General features: G+C 55.6%; 17 protein-coding genes. 10 read left to right on the top strand and 7 right to left on the bottom strand.

What is annotated here, in order from left to right; genetic code table 11:
* Nucleotides 1-38: 38 nt before the first annotated feature.
* Nucleotides 39-1,250 carry a glycine C-acetyltransferase gene (locus SB719_RS15635; RefSeq protein ID WP_412159395.1) on the top strand — a complete coding sequence of 404 codons (1,212 nt, stop codon included), beginning with the start codon at nt 39-41 and terminating at the stop codon, nt 1,248-1,250.
* Entirely contained in the window at nt 1,247-2,275 is a 1,029-nt protein-coding gene (gene tdh, locus SB719_RS15630) for an L-threonine 3-dehydrogenase (RefSeq protein ID WP_065648429.1), read from the top strand. Before SB719_RS15635 ends, tdh begins: the two co-directional genes overlap by 4 nt.
* Before the next feature lie 30 nt (nt 2,276-2,305).
* Here the strand turns inward: tdh and SB719_RS15625 are convergent, their stop codons facing one another.
* The 4 genes from SB719_RS15625 to envC all read right to left on the bottom strand — a co-directional run bounded on the left by SB719_RS15625 (nt 2,306) and on the right by envC (nt 6,746).
* Nucleotides 2,306-3,217: a glycosyltransferase family A protein gene (locus SB719_RS15625; RefSeq protein WP_304234583.1), complete on the bottom strand. Its 912-nt coding sequence runs from the start codon at nt 3,215-3,217 to the stop codon at nt 2,306-2,308.
* A complete protein-coding gene (locus tag SB719_RS15620) occupies nt 3,210-4,439 on the bottom strand; it encodes a glycosyltransferase (protein WP_065648431.1) in 1,230 nt (409 codons plus the stop codon). The genes SB719_RS15625 and SB719_RS15620 overlap by 8 nt, the downstream gene beginning before the upstream one ends.
* Nucleotides 4,440-4,541: 102 nt before the next feature.
* Nucleotides 4,542-5,441: a divergent polysaccharide deacetylase family protein gene (locus tag SB719_RS15615; RefSeq protein ID WP_065650417.1), complete on the bottom strand. Its 900-nt coding sequence runs from the start codon at nt 5,439-5,441 to the stop codon at nt 4,542-4,544.
* A 3-nt stretch (nt 5,442-5,444) separates the two neighbouring features.
* Nucleotides 5,445-6,746 (bottom strand): murein hydrolase activator EnvC, encoded by a 1,302-nt coding sequence (gene envC, locus SB719_RS15610; protein ID WP_412159394.1) that lies wholly within the window; start codon nt 6,744-6,746, stop codon nt 5,445-5,447.
* Between the two features lie 249 nt (nt 6,747-6,995).
* Between envC and SB719_RS15605 the strand changes: the two genes are divergently transcribed.
* The 5 genes from SB719_RS15605 (at nt 6,996) to cysE (ending at nt 10,106) form a co-directional block, all read left to right on the top strand.
* Entirely contained in the window at nt 6,996-7,427 is a 432-nt protein-coding gene (locus SB719_RS15605) for a rhodanese-like domain-containing protein (RefSeq protein WP_065648433.1), read from the top strand.
* 18 nt (nt 7,428-7,445) lie between these two features.
* Nucleotides 7,446-7,700, top strand: coding sequence for a glutaredoxin 3 (grxC, locus tag SB719_RS15600; protein WP_039381226.1), 255 nt, complete (start codon nt 7,446-7,448; stop codon nt 7,698-7,700).
* A 40-nt stretch (nt 7,701-7,740) separates the two neighbouring features.
* Nucleotides 7,741-8,205, top strand: a complete 465-nt coding sequence (gene secB / locus SB719_RS15595) for a protein-export chaperone SecB (RefSeq protein WP_039381225.1) — start codon at nt 7,741-7,743, stop codon at nt 8,203-8,205.
* Nucleotides 8,205-9,224, top strand: coding sequence for an NAD(P)H-dependent glycerol-3-phosphate dehydrogenase (gene gpsA, locus SB719_RS15590; RefSeq protein WP_292974268.1), 1,020 nt, complete (start codon nt 8,205-8,207; stop codon nt 9,222-9,224). Before secB ends, gpsA begins: the two co-directional genes overlap by 1 nt.
* A 66-nt stretch (nt 9,225-9,290) precedes the next feature.
* The gene (cysE, locus tag SB719_RS15585) at nt 9,291-10,106 is read left to right on the top strand and encodes a serine O-acetyltransferase (RefSeq protein WP_065648435.1); all 816 of its coding nucleotides are present in this window, start codon (nt 9,291-9,293) and stop codon (nt 10,104-10,106) included.
* Here cysE and trmL read toward each other — a convergent pair.
* Genes trmL through cpxR form a run of 3 tightly spaced genes read right to left on the bottom strand, consistent with a single transcriptional unit; the run spans nt 10,103 to nt 12,686 of the window.
* Nucleotides 10,103-10,576 carry a tRNA (uridine(34)/cytosine(34)/5-carboxymethylaminomethyluridine(34)-2'-O)-methyltransferase TrmL gene (gene trmL, locus SB719_RS15580; protein WP_304234588.1) on the bottom strand — a complete coding sequence of 158 codons (474 nt, stop codon included), beginning with the start codon at nt 10,574-10,576 and terminating at the stop codon, nt 10,103-10,105. The genes cysE and trmL overlap by 4 nt on opposite strands.
* Nucleotides 10,577-10,611: 35 nt before the next feature.
* Nucleotides 10,612-11,988 (bottom strand): envelope stress sensor histidine kinase CpxA, encoded by a 1,377-nt coding sequence (gene cpxA / locus SB719_RS15575; RefSeq protein WP_039381221.1) that lies wholly within the window; start codon nt 11,986-11,988, stop codon nt 10,612-10,614.
* Nucleotides 11,985-12,686: an envelope stress response regulator transcription factor CpxR gene (gene cpxR, locus SB719_RS15570; RefSeq protein WP_065648437.1), complete on the bottom strand. Its 702-nt coding sequence runs from the start codon at nt 12,684-12,686 to the stop codon at nt 11,985-11,987. The genes cpxA and cpxR overlap by 4 nt, the downstream gene beginning before the upstream one ends.
* A 150-nt stretch (nt 12,687-12,836) precedes the next feature.
* Here cpxR and cpxP point away from each other — a divergent pair, with 150 nt between their 5' ends.
* From cpxP to pfkA, 3 genes are all read left to right on the top strand, one after another.
* Nucleotides 12,837-13,349, top strand: a complete 513-nt coding sequence (cpxP, locus tag SB719_RS15565) for a cell-envelope stress modulator CpxP (RefSeq protein ID WP_065648438.1) — start codon at nt 12,837-12,839, stop codon at nt 13,347-13,349.
* A 186-nt stretch (nt 13,350-13,535) separates the two neighbouring features.
* Nucleotides 13,536-14,438, top strand: a complete 903-nt coding sequence (fieF, locus tag SB719_RS15560; RefSeq protein WP_304234590.1) for a CDF family cation-efflux transporter FieF — start codon at nt 13,536-13,538, stop codon at nt 14,436-14,438.
* Between the two features lie 206 nt (nt 14,439-14,644).
* Nucleotides 14,645-15,607 (top strand): 6-phosphofructokinase, encoded by a 963-nt coding sequence (gene pfkA / locus SB719_RS15555; RefSeq protein WP_039381217.1) that lies wholly within the window; start codon nt 14,645-14,647, stop codon nt 15,605-15,607.
* Nucleotides 15,608-15,647: the final 40 nt, after the last annotated feature.

The raw sequence follows: 15,647 nt of genomic DNA, 5'->3' as shown, positions 1-15,647 counted from the left end.
AAGATGCCCCGGTAATTGGCGATCTAAGGAGCAGAATCATGTCCGGTCAGTTTTATTCGCAAATCCGTCAGCAGCTTGAGACAACGCGTCAGGACGGATTGTTCAAACAGGAACGCCGCATTACGTCGGCCCAGCAGGCAGAGATCAGCGTCGACCACGGCGCCTCGGTCATTAACTTTTGTGCTAACAACTATCTCGGTCTGGCTAACCATCCGGCGCTGATTCAGGCGGCCAAAGAGGGTATGGATTCTCACGGCTTTGGTATGGCATCGGTGCGCTTTATCTGTGGTACGCAGGATACGCATCAGCAGCTGGAGCGTAAGCTGGCTGACTTTCTTGGTATGGAAGAGGCGATTCTGTTCTCCTCCTGTTTTGACGCTAACGGCGGCCTGTTTGAGGCGCTGCTGGGGCCGGAGGATGCCATTGTTTCCGATGCGCTGAATCACGCGTCCATCATCGATGGCATACGCCTGTGCAAGGCACAGCGTTATCGCTATGCCAATAACGATATGCAGGCGCTGCGTGTCTGTCTGCAGGAGGCGCGTGATAAGGGTGCCCGTCATATAATGATTGCCACCGATGGCGTGTTCTCCATGGATGGCGTGATTGCTAACCTGCAGGGAATTTGCGACCTGGCGGAGGAGTTTGATGCGCTGGTCATGGTGGATGATTCTCACGCGGTGGGCGTCGTCGGCGCAGCCGGACGCGGTACGCATGAATACTGCGGCGTGATGGATCGCGTCGATATTCTCACCGGGACATTAGGTAAAGCGCTGGGCGGCGCATCCGGCGGCTACGTGGCTGCGAAAAAAGAGGTGGTGGAGTGGCTGCGTCAGCGTGCACGCCCCTATCTGTTTTCTAACTCGCTGGCGCCGGCCATTGTCTCTGCCTCACTGCGGGTGCTGGATTTGCTGAGTGAGGGCGACGGCCTGCGCCAGCGGCTCTGGGATAATGCACGCTTTTTCCGCGAAAAAATGCGCGCTGCCGGCTTTACGCTGGCCGGGGCTGACCACGCCATTATTCCGGTGATGCTGGGTGAAGCAAACGTGGCGCAGCAGTTTGCCACGCTGCTGCAGCAGGAAGGCATTTACGTCACCGGCTTTTTCTATCCGGTGGTGCCGCAGGGTGAAGCGCGCATCCGCACGCAGATGTCTGCTGCTCATACGCAGGCGCAGCTGGAACAGGCCATCGCCGCGTTTATCCGCGTGGGCCAGCAGCTGGGCGTGATTGCTGCAGGGGCAGAACAATGAAAGCACTCGCCAAACTGAAAGCTGAAGAGGGGATCTGGATGGTGCGGGATGCGCCGGTGCCGGAACCCGGGCATAACGATTTGCTGATTAAGATCCGCAAAACCGCTATTTGCGGCACGGATATTCACATCTACAACTGGGATGAGTGGTCACGCAAAACCATTCCGGTACCGATGATCACCGGACATGAGTATGTCGGTGAAGTGGTTGGCATGGGGCAGGAGGTCAAAGGTTTTGCCATCGGCGATCGCGTTTCCGGAGAGGGCCATATTACCTGCGGTCACTGCCGTAACTGCCGGGCCGGGCGAACGCACCTGTGCCGCAATACGGTGGGCGTGGGGGTAAACCGGCAGGGCTGCTTCGCGGAGTATCTGGTTATCCCGGCGTACAATGCGTTTAAAATCCCCGATAACATTTCTGACGAGCTGGCCGCCATCTTTGATCCGTTCGGCAACGCCGTACATACTGCGCTGTCATTTGATCTGCCAGGTGAAGATGTCCTGATCTGCGGCGCCGGGCCGATTGGTATTATGGCCGCCGCCGTCTGCAGGCATGTGGGTGCCCGTCACGTGGTGATCACCGACGTGAATGACTACCGTCTGAGTCTGGCGCGCGGGATGGGTGTGACCCGGGCCGTTAACGTGGCGCAGGAGAATCTGCGCGACGTGATGCAGGAGCTCGGTATGACCGAAGGGTTTGATGTCGGACTGGAGATGTCAGGCGCACCGGCAGCTTTCCGCACGATGCTGGAAACCATGAATCACGGCGGGCGCATTGCGCTGCTGGGCATTCCACCCGGTGATATGGCGATCGACTGGAATCTGGTCATCTTCAAAGGCCTGTTTATCAAAGGCATTTATGGCCGTGAGATGTTTGAGACCTGGTACAAAATGGCGGCACTGATCCAGTCCGGGCTGGATCTCACGCCAGTGATTACCCATCGCTATCATATCGACGAATTTCAGCAGGGTTTCGATGAAATGCGCTCCGGGCGCTCAGGGAAAGTCGTGCTGAGCTGGGATTGACCGGACTCCGGCCCGCGGGCCGGAGTCATATCAGCTGCGTTTTTTCTCTTCATCAGTCAGGTAGCGTACTTTGCGCGTGTAGTCCTGACCTTTAAACTGCAGCGGCTGTGCCGGGTCCTGCAGGTACTTCTGCCATTCACTTAACGGAAAACCGCCGTGGGCGCCAATGACCTCAGGCGGGATCACCGCTGCGGTCCCGCCGATGCGCTTGGAGACCGGCCAGTTTGCCCATTCGCCCAGGTTGACCGTGACCAGATCGAGCATATCCAGCAGCGCAGAGAGCGGCAGCTGATCGGTGGGTGGCTGATTGTCATTCATCAGCTCCCAGGTATCCTGAAACAGCGTCAGCCACAGCGGACAGATACGCTTCCAGGTCTGACGCGTAGCGGCCAGATAAGCGCCATTGACATGGTCAACCAGATAGGGCCGGATGGCGGGTTTATAGTAAGCCGGGATCTGCTCTTCAGCTGCATTCTCCAGTTTGGCAATCATTCTGCCTTCTCTGAAGCTGGAGTAAAGATGACCTTCCCGCAGGCTGAGGGCAGGGTCTTTAAGCAGGTTAAGGTCAGAGTCGATCATCAGAACGGCGTCACCGCTGGCCTGTAAAGGCGCCTGCAGTTTGATCAGCCGGCTGCGGTAAATCTGTTTATAACGGTAGCTCTCTTCGCGATGCGGGATGGTCAGCGTCGCAACACGGGTCTTTGCCGGCAGTTCACCAAATTTTGTTGCGGGCTGGTCGCTGACGATAACAATTTCCGTGATGCTGGTGGCAAAACGGCTGGCAAAGCAGGCGCTGAGCAGCGCTTCTTCAATATAGTCCTCACCGGCACACGGGATCACCACGGAGGTAACCGGAATTGTGCCCTGCACGCGACTCTCGCTGTATGGAATATTGTGACGCGCGCGAATATGGCGGAAACGTTTATTAAAAAAATTAAGCATGACTCTTTTCCTGAATAACATTAGCCAGAACCGTTTCTACGCCCTGAATATAGTTATCAATAGCGTAATGTTCGCGTACCTTTCCGGCAGCAGTGTCAGTTAATTTCTGACGTAATTCTTTGTTTTCCCACAGGGCAATCAGCTGCTGTGTCAGCTGCGCAATATCACCATATTCAAACAGCAGGCCGGTCTGGTTGTGTTCAATCAGTTCAGCTGTGCCGGTCACCCGCGATCCGATAACAGCGGTATTAACCAGCATTGCTTCAAGCACTACGCGGGGTAAACCTTCACTTTGCGAGGCCAGTATAAACGCGTCAAACGCTGCCAGAAAATCGAGCGCATTGTTTTTAAAACCGGTAAAAACGATGCGGTCAGCAATCTGCTCTTTTTCTGCCAGTTGTGCGAGATTAGCCTGTTCCGGACCGGCACCTACAATCAGCATTTTCCAGTCAGCGTGAGGGTAGAGGCGATGAAACCGGCCCAGCGCGCTCAGCGTGTGGTGGTTGGCTTTACGCGCTATCAGTGAACCAATCGAGCCAAATACAAACGTTTCAGGTGCTATCTGCAGGGCCTGCCGAACAGCAGTGCGATCGGGCAACGGCTGGTGAATATCGATGGCGTTACTGACGGTATGGCAGAGGTGATGATGAACGCCATGACGCTGCAGGGTATGACTGACGCCGTGCGAAACGCAGATAATTGCCTTACAGTCCCGGTTCAGCATCGTGACCAGCTGACGATTCAGCATCGGGTCGATACGGCAGTGCTGCACCACCGGGATCTCAAGCGGGCGGGCTGCCAGATAGCCTTCAGTATTGGTACTGGGCTGATTATTCATATAAAGCAGGTCAAACTGGCCTGCCTGCAGAAGCTCGCCAATCTTGTGTGCATTCGGAATAATGCGCCACCGGCGATCCACGACATGAACCGCTTTTTTTCTGCGCTCTTTGCTGAAAAAAAGCAGCGTGCGGACTATTTCTTTGCTGATTTTTGCCCAGAGAGGCTGTCTGCGCTGCGGAATAAACGTCACCGGGATGGCTAACGATCCAAGAGTCTGTTCAATGGTTTCGTCATTGCCGCGCGAATAATTATGATAAAAGCAGCAGGTGATATCGAACTGGTTACGATCGATCCGCTTTAGCAATTCCAGCATGCTATTGGTGCCGCCGCCCCACTCGCGACCATTATCAAGCAGTAGAATTTTTTGTTTATGCGGCGTCATTCCTGCTGATGTCCTTGTTCTGTGCAGTGCGTTTTCGGGCAAGAGTATAAACTTTCTGGCTGCAATGTGAATGTCAGCGGTGCGGTCGCCCGCACCACTGATTTAAAACAGCGCTTTCAGTTTGAGCATGAATGGATTCTGCATGAGACCTTCGCCGATGATTTCCACTGCCCGCTGCTGCGGTACCGGCGTGGCGCTGACTTTACAGAGGGCAGGCGCACGGAAATGCGCGCTTGCGGGTTTAGCCGGAGCGGCTGCGGCAGGTTTTGTGGTGTGACGCAGCGGCTCATTCAGCAGCTGTCCTGGCGTAACCAGCGTGACATCAGCCGGAAGCGAAGGCAGCATCTGCTGCAGGACGCGTACGGTTGTCGGATGCGGATGGCCGATAGCGATAGCAGACCCGTCCCGCTGTGCCAGCTTAACCGCCCGGGTAAACTGCTGCCGTACCATCGCTTCATTTTGATTATCATCAAGAAACACGCGACGTTTTACGACTTTGACCTGCGTCCCCTGTGCTGCCGCAACGGCCTGACTATTGCCGATGGTCATGCTGTCGAGAAAATAGTAGTTATAGTGATTCAGCACCTGCATCACTTTCTGCATTCCGGCCAGGCTGGAAGTCATTTTACTGCCCATGTGATTATTCAGGCCAACCGCGTAGGGAACTTTACCGCTGGCTTCACGGATAATGCGGGCAATTTCGTCGCTGCTCATCTCCGGGGTCAGGGTATCTTTTTCCAGCGGCTGTTTGCTGAGCGGGGCCATTGGCAGGTGAATCAACACTTCATGGCCGCGCTGATGGGCTTTAGTGGCCATCTCGCGCGCATGCGGGGCATTGGGCAGTACGGCAACGGAAATGGCCGCTGGCATCGCCAGCACTTTGTTCTCTTCAGCAGGACGGTAGCCAAAATCATCAATGACAATCGCTAATTTTGCCGCGTGTGCGCTGAAGCTCAGAAGAGAGCCGCACAGCAGAGCGGGTAACGTTCGGGATAAAAACAGCACTTATCTTCCTAACCACGGTAGTGGGTTAACAGCTTTGCCCTGACGGCGGATCTCAAAATAGAGCGACGGCGTACCGCGGCCACCGCTGGTGCCTACCAGCGCCACCGGCTGACCGGCTTTCACCTGTGCACCAACGCTTACCAGGGCGCTCTGGTTATAGCCGTACAGGCTCATGTCGCCTTTACCGTGCTCCAGCACCACAACCAGCCCGTATCCCTGCAGCCAGTCGGCCATCAGTACCCGTCCATCCGCAATCGCTTTTACTTCGGTTCCTTCCGGTGCGTCAATCACCAGTCCTTTCCAGCGGAGTTCACCCTGCATCGATTCACCGAAGCGGTGTTCAATTCTGCCGCGGACTGGCCAGAAAGCCTGACCGCTCGCGCGCCCCAGCCCGCCGGTACGCGCCATCAGCTCACGCTCGCTCTGCGTTGGGGCGTAGCTGGAACCTTTCGCTTTGGCCTGCGCCTGACGCTGACGAACCTTCTCTGCTTCACGCGCCTCACGCTCAGCCCGCTGACGCGCTTCGCGCTCTGCTCTGGCAATTTTATCCTGCAGACGGCTTTCGTTCTGGCGCATTTCAACCAGATCTGCCTGATCTTTTTCCAGCGCGTTTTCCAGCGCGGAGAGGGTTTTTTTGCGGGCAGCGCTGGCGTTTTCCAGCTTGCTTTGCTGCGCCTGCTGCTGAACGAGAAGATTTTTTTGCTGCTGCTGTTTGCTCTGCATGGTCAGGCGCTGTTCAGCCAGCTGCTGCCGGGTCTGGCGCAGTTCATCAATATTTTTTTGGCGCGCGGCGTTGAGGTAACCAAAATAGGCCAGGATACGTTCGCTGCGCTGCGCTTCTGCGCCGCCCAGCAACAGCTGTACACCATTATGCTGTCCCTGACGGAAAGCGGCGTCGAGCTGTTGTGACAGCAGACTTTCCTGCTGCGTCTGCTGCTGTTCAAGGCGGGAGATAGAGGCAGTAAGCTGAGCCACTTCTTTGTCGAGCGTGCTTAAGCTATTGCGCGTCTCACGCAGCTGACGGCTCGCCTGCGCGATGATTTTCTCCTGACTCCGGAGCTGATCGAGCAGTTTACTGCGCTCAGTTTTCTGCGCTTTAACGCGCTTCTCTTTTTCCGCGATACTTTGCTGAATGGTTTTTAACTGCGCTTTGTTGTCGTCAGCGCTGTAACCCGTAACGGGCAGCAAAAACATACCCGCACACAGCAGGCTGAGGGAGAGGGCGGACCAGCGGAATACCAGCTGAGAAGCCGGGCCGTTGTGAGGGGTCCTTGTGGGTGTAATGCGCGCTTTTCCCTTCATAGTTAATAATTATTCCACGATGAACAGCCGCTTACCAGTTATCCCGGCCAGCTTTTAGATTACGAAACATGTCGCTTTAAAGCTTAGCGCGATAAACATTGTCTGAATTTTGCGATTAGAACATTTTTTTTGGAAAATGACGCACAAATCGTATCTCTGCCCGCATCGCGACTGTACATGCGAAGTGGCGCAGGTATACTCAGAACCCTTGTTTTAGCTTATAAGCCCGGTCTGGAGTCGTTACCTCTCATGCAAGAAATCATGCAGTTTGCAAGCAATCACCCCATCCTTAGTCTGGCATGGGTCGTTTTACTTATTCTGGTGATTGTGACCACCGTTAAAGGGATGTTCTCTAAGGTAAAAACCATCAGCCGTGGTGAAGCAACCCACCTGATTAATAAAGAGAACGCGGTGGTAGTAGACGTGCGTTCACGCGACGATTATCGCAAGGGGCATATTTCCGGAGCGGTTAACGTGGCAGCAGCAGATATTAAAAAAGGCAGCTTCGGCGAGCTGGAAAAGCACAAGTCGCAGCCCATAATTGTGGTATGTGCCACCGGTCAAAGCGCGGGTGATTCAGCAGCAACGCTGAGCGCCGCAGGCTTTGAACATGTCGCTGTCCTGAAAGATGGCATCAGCGGCTGGAGTGGCGAAAACCTGCCGCTGGTTCGCGGTAAATAATCATCTGAGGTATCCCGCATGGCGAATGTTGAGATTTACACCAAAGTAACCTGCCCGTATTGCCATCGTGCAAAGGCGCTACTGGATCAGAAAGGCGTTTCTTATCAGGAGATCCCTATTGATGGGGACGCAATGAAACGTGAAGAGATGATCAGACGCAGCGGTCGCACCACGGTGCCGCAGGTTTTCATCGACGCTCAGCACATCGGTGGCTGTGACGATCTCTATGCGCTGGACGGGCGTCAGGGACTCGATCCTCTGCTTCAGGCTTAACTCTTCTGCACTGATAATCATCACTTAAGGACTTAGTAACATGTCAGAACAAAGCACCAACGAAATGCAGTTCCAGATCCAGCGCGTTTATACCAAAGATGTCTCTTTTGAAGCGCCAAACGCGCCTCAGGTTTTTCAGAAAGAGTGGGAGCCGGAAGTTAAACTGGATCTGGATACCGCCTCTTCTCAGCTGGCTGATGAAGTGTATGAAGTGGTGCTGCGCGTGACGGTAACCGCAACCGTAGGCGAAGAGACCGCTTTCCTGTGCGAAGTCCAGCAGGCGGGTATCTTCACCATCAGCGGTATTGATGGCACGCAGATGGCACACTGCCTTGGCGCATACTGCCCGAACATTCTGTTCCCTTACGCACGTGAGTGTGTGACCAGTCTGGTTTCGCGCGGTACGTTCCCGCAGCTGAATCTGGCACCGGTTAACTTTGATGCGCTGTTCATGAACTATCTGCAGCAGCAAGGTGAAGGCGAAGCGCCACGTCAGGATGCCTGATGACAACACATAACGCGTCTATCAGCGTACTCGGTGCCGGCTCGTACGGCACCGCTCTCGCTATCACGTTAGCTCGCAACGGGCATCCGGTTCTGCTCTGGGGCCATAATCCGCAAAGCGTTGCCCGCTTACAGGCTGACCGCTGTAATACCGCTTTCCTGCCCGATGTTCCTTTTCCTGATAATCTGATTGCTGAAGCCGATCTTGCACAGGTCGTTCGCGCGAGCCGCGATCTGCTGGTGGTGGTGCCGAGCCATGTTTTTGGCGACGTGCTGCAGCAGATTAAACCTTACCTGCGTACAGATTCCCGCCTTGTCTGGGCCACCAAAGGCCTGGAAAAAGAGACCGGCCGTCTGCTGCAGGAGGTTGCGCGGGAGATCCTGGGCGATGCTATTCCGCTGGCGGTGATTTCCGGCCCGACCTTTGCTAAAGAGCTGGCTGCCGGTTTACCCACCGCTATCGCACTGGCGGCCACCAATGCAGAGTTTGCCGACGATCTGCAGCAGAAGCTGCACTGCGGCAAAAGCTTCCGCGTGTATAACAATCCTGATTTTACCGGTGTTCAGCTGGGCGGGGCCGTTAAAAACGTTATCGCTATCGGCGCCGGCATCTCAGACGGTATTGGCTTTGGTGCTAACGCGCGTACCGCACTGATTACCCGCGGCCTGGCCGAGATGAGCCGTCTGGGCGCGGCACTGGGTGCCGATCCGGTAACGTTTATGGGCATGGCAGGACTGGGCGATCTGGTACTGACCTGCACAGATAACCAGTCGCGCAACCGTCGTTTTGGCATGATGCTGGGTCAGGGCGAGAGCGTTGAAGAGGCGCAACGCATTATCGGACAAGTTGTAGAAGGCTACAGAAATACCAAAGAAGTCAAAGCGTTGGCGGCAAGAATGGGCGTCGAAATGCCGATAACCGAGCAGATTTATCAGGTACTGTATTGCGAAAAAACGGCGCGAGAGGCAGCATTGAGCTTACTGGGTCGTACAAGGAAGGACGAAAACAGCCCAGGCTAGAGCAGGATGCTCAGCACATCAACCTGTAGCGCCTCTGCGGCGCTTTTTTATCGGGAGTAAACAGCAATGTCGTCTGAAGAGTTAGAACTGGTCTGGAACCATATCAAAGCAGAAGCCAGAGCGCTGGCGGATTGCGAACCGATGCTGGCCAGCTTTTATCACGCGACGTTGCTGAAGCATGAAAATCTCGGCAGTGCGCTCAGCTACATGCTGGCAAATAAGCTGGCGAACCCTATTATGCCCGCCATCGCCGTGCGTGAAATTGTCGAAGAAGCCTATCGTCAGGATCCGGAAATGATTGTTTCAGCGGCCTATGACATTCAGGCTGTACGCCAGCGCGATCCGGCAGTAGACAAATACTCCACGCCGCTGCTCTACCTGAAAGGTTTCCATGCGCTACAGGCCTATCGCATTGGCCACTGGCTGTGGAAAGAGGGCCGCCGTGCGCTGGCCGTCTATCTGCAAAACGAAATCTCCGTATCATTCGCCGTTGATATTCACCCGGCGGCCCATATCGGACGCGGGATCATGCTGGATCACGCCACGGGTATTGTGATCGGCGAAACCGCGGTAGTGGAAAATGACGTCTCTATCCTGCAATCCGTGACGCTGGGCGGGACCGGCAAAACCAGTGGCGATCGTCATCCTAAAATTCGCGAAGGCGTCATGATTGGTGCCGGCGCCAAAATTCTCGGCAACATAGACGTAGGCCGCGGCGCAAAAATCGGCGCCGGCTCTGTTGTACTGCAGCCTGTTCCTCCGCACACCACCGCTGCCGGCGTACCGGCGCGGATTGTGGGCAAGCCCGCCAGCGACAAACCCTCAATGGATATGGATCAGCACTTCACCGGCGCCGGTTTTGAATATGGCGACGGGATTTAATCTTTGATCAGCGCGCCGGCGAAATCGAGCTGGCGCCACGCTTCATACACCACTACCGATACGGCATTCGACAGATTCATGCTGCGGCTTTCGGCGCGCATCGGGATACGTATTTTCTGTCCGGCGGGCAGGGCGTCCAGGATCTCAGCGGGCAGACCCCGGCTTTCCGGGCCAAACAGCAGGTAGTCTCCGGCCTGATAGCTGACCGCACTGTGTGCCGGTGTACCTTTCGTGGTCAGCGCAAACAGGCGTTGCGGCGTTTCAGATGCGAGGAAAGCGCTGTAGCTGGCGTGTTTTTTCAGCGCGGTATATTCGTGGTAATCAAGCCCGGCGCGGCGCAGTCGTTTATCATCCCACGCAAAGCCAAGCGGCTCGATCAGATGCAGCTGAAAGCCGGTGTTGGCGCACAGGCGGATAATGTTACCGGTGTTGGGTGGTATTTCAGGTTCGAATAAAACAATGTTCAGCATAAGGCCCCCGCAATCAGGGGCCGAAGCATAACAAATTACTGCCGGGCAGAGTATAGCGGGAGCCAGAGCGTCAGACGCAGGCCGCCCAGAGGGCTGTTATCTGCTTTGACCCAGCCGCGATGCTGCTGTACGGCCGTCTCCACAATCGCCAGCCCAAGCCCGGTGCCGCCAGACTCGCGATCGCGCGCTTCATCCGTACGATAGAACGGGCGGAAAATCTGCTCGCGATCTTCTTCGCTCACGCCCGGACCGTCATCATCCACGTGAACGGTAATGCCCTGAATATCCACCGAGAAGCTTACGCTGATGTGCGAATCAGAATAGCGCAGCGCATTGCGTACGATATTTTCCAGGGCGCTCTCCAGCGCATGCGGGTTGCCGTACAGCGGCCACGGGCCAGGCGGATAGGGCACTTCCATGGTTTTACCCATCTGTTCTGCTTCAAAGCGCGCATCCTCCAGCACGCCGTTCCACAGCTGATTTGCTTTCATCGCCTCGCTGACCAGGGCATTTTTATGCTGGGTGCGTGACAGCACCAGCAGATCGTTGATCATGCCATCCAGCCGCTGCGCTTCTGTCTCAATGCGCTGCAGCTCTTTGCCTTCACCATGGCGACGACGCAGCAGAGCGGTAGCCAGCTGCAGTCGCGTCAGTGGGGTGCGCAGTTCATGGCTGATGTCAGATAGCAGGCGCTGCTGCGCGGTCATCATGCGTTCTAGCGCGCTGACCATCTGGTTAAAACTGGAACCGGCCGCCAGAAACTCCTGCGGACCCGACTCCAGTTCAGGATGCTGGCGCAGATTGCCGCTGGCCACTTCATCCGCCGCGTATTTCAGCTTGCGCGCCGGTCGTGCCAGGCTCCATGCCAGCCAGAGCAGCAGCGGAGAGCTAATCAGCATCGTGACAATCAGCAGCAGTAGCGGCCGGTCAAATAACAGGTTGATAAAATCGAGCTGGGAGCTGGTGGCCGGTCGGATCAGATAGAGCTGATAGTTATCTTCACCGTCGCGCACGGCAAAGGGGCCCACCATCTCAACGCGGCCATATTTTTTCTTCTGCGGGTGATCGGCGTTATCTGACTGGCCGATAAAGTTACGGATCACCTGCATTTCGTTGTGCTGTGCGCCAATCACCCGGCCCTCACTGGTTACCAGCAGCAGGCGCTGGCCCGGTGGTGCCCATTTGTCGATAGCGCGAAACAGCCGGCGCCACCACATCAGGTCATTAGGGGGATCCTGAGAGAGTTCCGCTTCAACATGCTGTTCAATCATGGTGCCCTGCCGTTGTTCGCTTTCCATCAGGGCGGTCATCTGACGCGAATCGAGCTTGGGCACCATCAGGACCAGCATCAACACCAGCGCCAGCGTAAGCCAGAAGATGGCGAAGATGCGGGTCGTCAGACTGCCTATCATGATGCAGAAACCATCAGATAGCCGCGTCCGCGCAGCGTTTTGAACCATGGATGGCCATCACGACGCTCAGGAAGTTTGCGGCGCAGGTTGGAGATATGCATATCGATGGCACGGTCAAAGGGCGTCAGGCGTTTACCAAGCACCTCCTGACTGAGATGTTCCCGCGATACCACCTGGCCGAGATGCTGCGCCAGCAGGTAAAGCAACGTGAACTCAGTGCCGGTGAGATCGAGCGTTTCGTTATCAAAGCTCGCCTCCTGGCGGCCTGGGTTCAGGCGCAGGCAGTCAACTTCAAGCGTCGGCGAACTGGTATCGTGCTGCTGTTGCTGCTGCTCGCTCCAGTTTGAACGACGCAGGATCGCACGAATACGCGCCACCAGCTCGCGGTCATTGAAAGGTTTAGGCAGGTAATCATCCGCCCCCAATTCCAGTCCCAGAACGCGATCCAGTTCGCTGCCACGAGCCGTCAGCATGATGACCGGCGTCTGATGCTGCTGACGCAGCTCTTTTAACGTATCGATACCGTTTTTCTTCGGCATCATGACATCCAGCAGCAACAGGTCAACGGAGCTGTCCAGCAGGGTAAGAGCCTGCTCTCCATCGCTGGCTACAATGACGTCAAACCCTTCCATTTCGAGTAATTCTTTAAGCAGCGAAGTTAATTCGCGGTCGTCATCTACCAACAGGATTTTATTCATTTTTTATTGCCCTCCGCAGGCAAAATACCGTGTTCCCACACTGGCAATCCAACGCTTTACGTAGTTTTACACCCCCTGACGGTTGTTTGCAGCTGCCGCCGTAAACTGGGTCTCGTTGAATCGCAAAACAGAGCAAACCGGGAGTAAACGATGCGCAACTTAACCGTCATCGTCATTGCTTCAGCGATGGTTCTTAGTCACGCCAGCGCAGTTGCAGCAGAGACGACAGCGATTGAAGAGATGCATCAAAACGGCGGCTTGACGACAGGCAGTATGACGCAAAATCCGCAAAGTCACATGTTCGATGGAATTGAGCTTACCGAACAGCAACGGCAGCAAATGCGGGACCTGATGCAGCAAGCACGCCATGAGCGCCCGGTGTTAAGCGTTCAGGATATTGAAACTATGCATGACCTTGTCACTGCAGACAAATTTAATGAATCGGCGATCCGCCAGCTGGCTGAAAAACAGGCCCGCGCGCAGGTTGACCTGCAGGTTGAGATGGCCCGGGTTCGTAATCAGATGTATCACCTGCTGACGCCTGTGCAGCAGGCGGCATTAAAAAAGAATCATGAACGGCGGCTGAATGATGTTCGTCGGTTCTCAGGATTGCAGCCATCGTCATCGCTGCAAGCAGTGAGCAGCACCCGTAGTAACCAGTAACATAGTATCCCTGTTTTCCTTGCCATAGACACCATCCCTGTCTTCCCCCGCCATGATGGCGGGGTTTTTTTTGCCCGCGGTATGGCGTGCCGGGAAATGCCGCATCGCAGACGCAGCCTGGCCGGACTGATGATAAACTTGTTTTCAGTTACGACTGGAACACGCATCTGTCTGATAGGGCGAAACATGGATTCTGAGTACGCAACACTGGTCCGGCGTGCTGCGCTGGCCGCGACCTCACTGGCGCTCCTGCTGCTGCTGGTCAAGATTTTCGCCTGGTGGTACACCGGCTCAGTCAGCGTGCTGGCGGCGCTGGTGGATTCGCTGGTAGACATTGCCGCCTCGCTGACTAATCTGCTGGTGGTGCGTTATGCACTGCAGCCTGCTGACGATGATCATACATTCGGGCATGGCAAAGCGGAGTCACTGGCGGCGCTGGCGCAGAGCATGTTTATCTCCGGCTCCGCACTCTTTCTGTTTCTGACCGGTATCCAGCATCTGGCAAAGCCGGAAACGCTGCGCGCGCCGCTGGTCGGCGGCGTCGTAACCCTTGTTGCCCTTTTTTCCACGCTGGCGCTGGTGGCGTTTCAGCGCTGGGTTGTCCGGCGCACCCGCAGTCAGGCGATTCGCGCCGATATGCTGCACTATCAGTCCGATATCGTTATGAACGGCGCAATCCTGATCGCGCTCGGTCTGAGCAGCTACGGTTTTGCGCGTGCTGATGCGTTATTTGCGCTGGGGATCGGCGTCTATATCCTCTATAACGCGCTGCGTATGGGATATGAAGCCGTGCAGTCGTTGCTGGATCGCGCGCTGCCCGAGCAGGAAAAGCAGCAAATTATTGCGCTGGTGACAGAGTGGCCTGGCGTGCACGGTGCGCATGCATTGCGTACAAGGCAGTCAGGGCCGACGCGGTTTATTCAGCTGCATCTGGAAATGGAAGATGCGCTGCCGCTGGTTCAGGCGCATCACGTTGCTGATGAGATTGAACAGGCGCTGCGCCGGAAATTTCCGGGTTCCGACATCATTATTCACCAGGATCCCTGCTCGGTCGTCCCGGAACATCAGCAGGGCTTCTTCCGATTTTAGTTTTTTAGTTCAGGCGCTTATATGTTAAAAATGACAAAGCGCTAACAACTCTTTAAAAAATTAGCGAAAACTTGTCTGACCTGAATCAATTCAGCATTGAGCCTTTGATATACTATCTGCAACTATTAAGCCCCACGTTCGGGAGCAGGCATGACCCGGTCGATCGGCGGGAATAATCCTTAGTTTTGAACAATCCAGAGGTTGTCATGATCAAAAAAATCGGAGTACTGACCAGCGGCGGCGACGCCCCGGGCATGAACGCAGCCATTCGCGGAGTTGTCCGTTCCGCCCTGAGTGAAGGCCTGGAAGTTTTTGGTATCTATGACGGCTATCTGGGTCTGTATGAAGATCGCATGATTAATCTCGACCGCTACAGTGTTTCTGACATGATTAACCGCGGCGGCACTTTTCTCGGCTCTGCGCGTTTTCCGGAGTTCCGCAATGAAGAGGTGCGCCAGGCAGCGATCGAAAACATGAAAAAGCGGGGTATCGATGCGCTGGTGGTCATTGGCGGTGATGGCTCCTATATGGGTGCCAAACGACTGACTGAGATGGGTTTCCCCTGCATCGGTCTGCCAGGGACCATCGACAACGACGTCGCCGGCACTGACTACACCATCGGCTATTTCACCGCGCTGGAAACCGTTGTGGAAGCGATTGACCGTCTGCGCGACACCTCCTCGTCGCATCAGCGTATCTCAATTGTGGAAGTGATGGGCCGCTACTGTGGCGATCTGACGCTGGCAGCGGCCATTGCCGGCGGCTGTGAGTTTATTGTGCTGCCGGAAATTCCCTATACCCGTGAAGAGCTGGTTGAAGAGATCAAAGCGGGCATTGCAAAAGGGAAAAAACACGCCATCGTGGCGATTACCGAGCACATCTGCGATATCGACGATCTGGCCCGTTTCATTGAAGAAGAGACAAAGCGTGAAACCCGCGCCACCGTTCTGGGACATATTCAGCGTGGCGGCGCGCCCTGCGCCTACGACCGCATTCTGGCGTCACGCATGGGGGCTTACTCAATTGAGCTGCTGCTGCAGGGCTATGGCGGCCGCTGCGTCGGTATTCAGAATGAGAAGATGGTGCACCACGATATTATCGATGCCATTGAGAACATGAAGCGTCCGTTCAAGCGTGACTGGCTCGATACAGCGAAAAAGCTCTACTAACCTGTGCACAGGCGCGACCCCGTTCGCGCCTTTTCGCTGC

It is taken from the genome of Pantoea sp. SIMBA_079 (assembly GCF_046940275.1).
GTDB lineage: Bacteria > Pseudomonadota > Gammaproteobacteria > Enterobacterales > Enterobacteriaceae > Pantoea > Pantoea borealis.
The sequence above is the reverse complement of the archived record's forward strand: the minus strand, read 5'-3'. Positions and strand labels throughout refer to the sequence as shown.

Excerpts from the sequence above, each read along its gene's own strand:
- SB719_RS15635 (WP_412159395.1), top strand. The coding sequence starts at position 39 with ATGTCCGGTCAGTTTTATTCGCAAATCCGTCAGCAGCTTGAGACAACG.
- tdh (WP_065648429.1), top strand. The coding sequence starts at position 1,247 with ATGAAAGCACTCGCCAAACTGAAAGCTGAAGAGGGGATCTGGATGGTG.
- SB719_RS15625 (WP_304234583.1), bottom strand. The coding sequence starts at position 3,217 with ATGCTTAATTTTTTTAATAAACGTTTCCGCCATATTCGCGCGCGTCAC.
- SB719_RS15620 (WP_065648431.1), bottom strand. The coding sequence starts at position 4,439 with ATGACGCCGCATAAACAAAAAATTCTACTGCTTGATAATGGTCGCGAG.
- envC (WP_412159394.1), bottom strand. The coding sequence starts at position 6,746 with ATGAAGGGAAAAGCGCGCATTACACCCACAAGGACCCCTCACAACGGC.
- SB719_RS15605 (WP_065648433.1), top strand. The coding sequence starts at position 6,996 with ATGCAAGAAATCATGCAGTTTGCAAGCAATCACCCCATCCTTAGTCTG.
- grxC (WP_039381226.1), top strand. The coding sequence starts at position 7,446 with ATGGCGAATGTTGAGATTTACACCAAAGTAACCTGCCCGTATTGCCAT.
- secB (WP_039381225.1), top strand. The coding sequence starts at position 7,741 with ATGTCAGAACAAAGCACCAACGAAATGCAGTTCCAGATCCAGCGCGTT.
- gpsA (WP_292974268.1), top strand. The coding sequence starts at position 8,205 with ATGACAACACATAACGCGTCTATCAGCGTACTCGGTGCCGGCTCGTAC.
- cysE (WP_065648435.1), top strand. The coding sequence starts at position 9,291 with ATGTCGTCTGAAGAGTTAGAACTGGTCTGGAACCATATCAAAGCAGAA.
- trmL (WP_304234588.1), bottom strand. The coding sequence starts at position 10,576 with ATGCTGAACATTGTTTTATTCGAACCTGAAATACCACCCAACACCGGT.
- cpxA (WP_039381221.1), bottom strand. The coding sequence starts at position 11,988 with ATGATAGGCAGTCTGACGACCCGCATCTTCGCCATCTTCTGGCTTACG.
- cpxR (WP_065648437.1), bottom strand. The coding sequence starts at position 12,686 with ATGAATAAAATCCTGTTGGTAGATGACGACCGCGAATTAACTTCGCTG.
- cpxP (WP_065648438.1), top strand. The coding sequence starts at position 12,837 with ATGCGCAACTTAACCGTCATCGTCATTGCTTCAGCGATGGTTCTTAGT.
- fieF (WP_304234590.1), top strand. The coding sequence starts at position 13,536 with ATGGATTCTGAGTACGCAACACTGGTCCGGCGTGCTGCGCTGGCCGCG.
- pfkA (WP_039381217.1), top strand. The coding sequence starts at position 14,645 with ATGATCAAAAAAATCGGAGTACTGACCAGCGGCGGCGACGCCCCGGGC.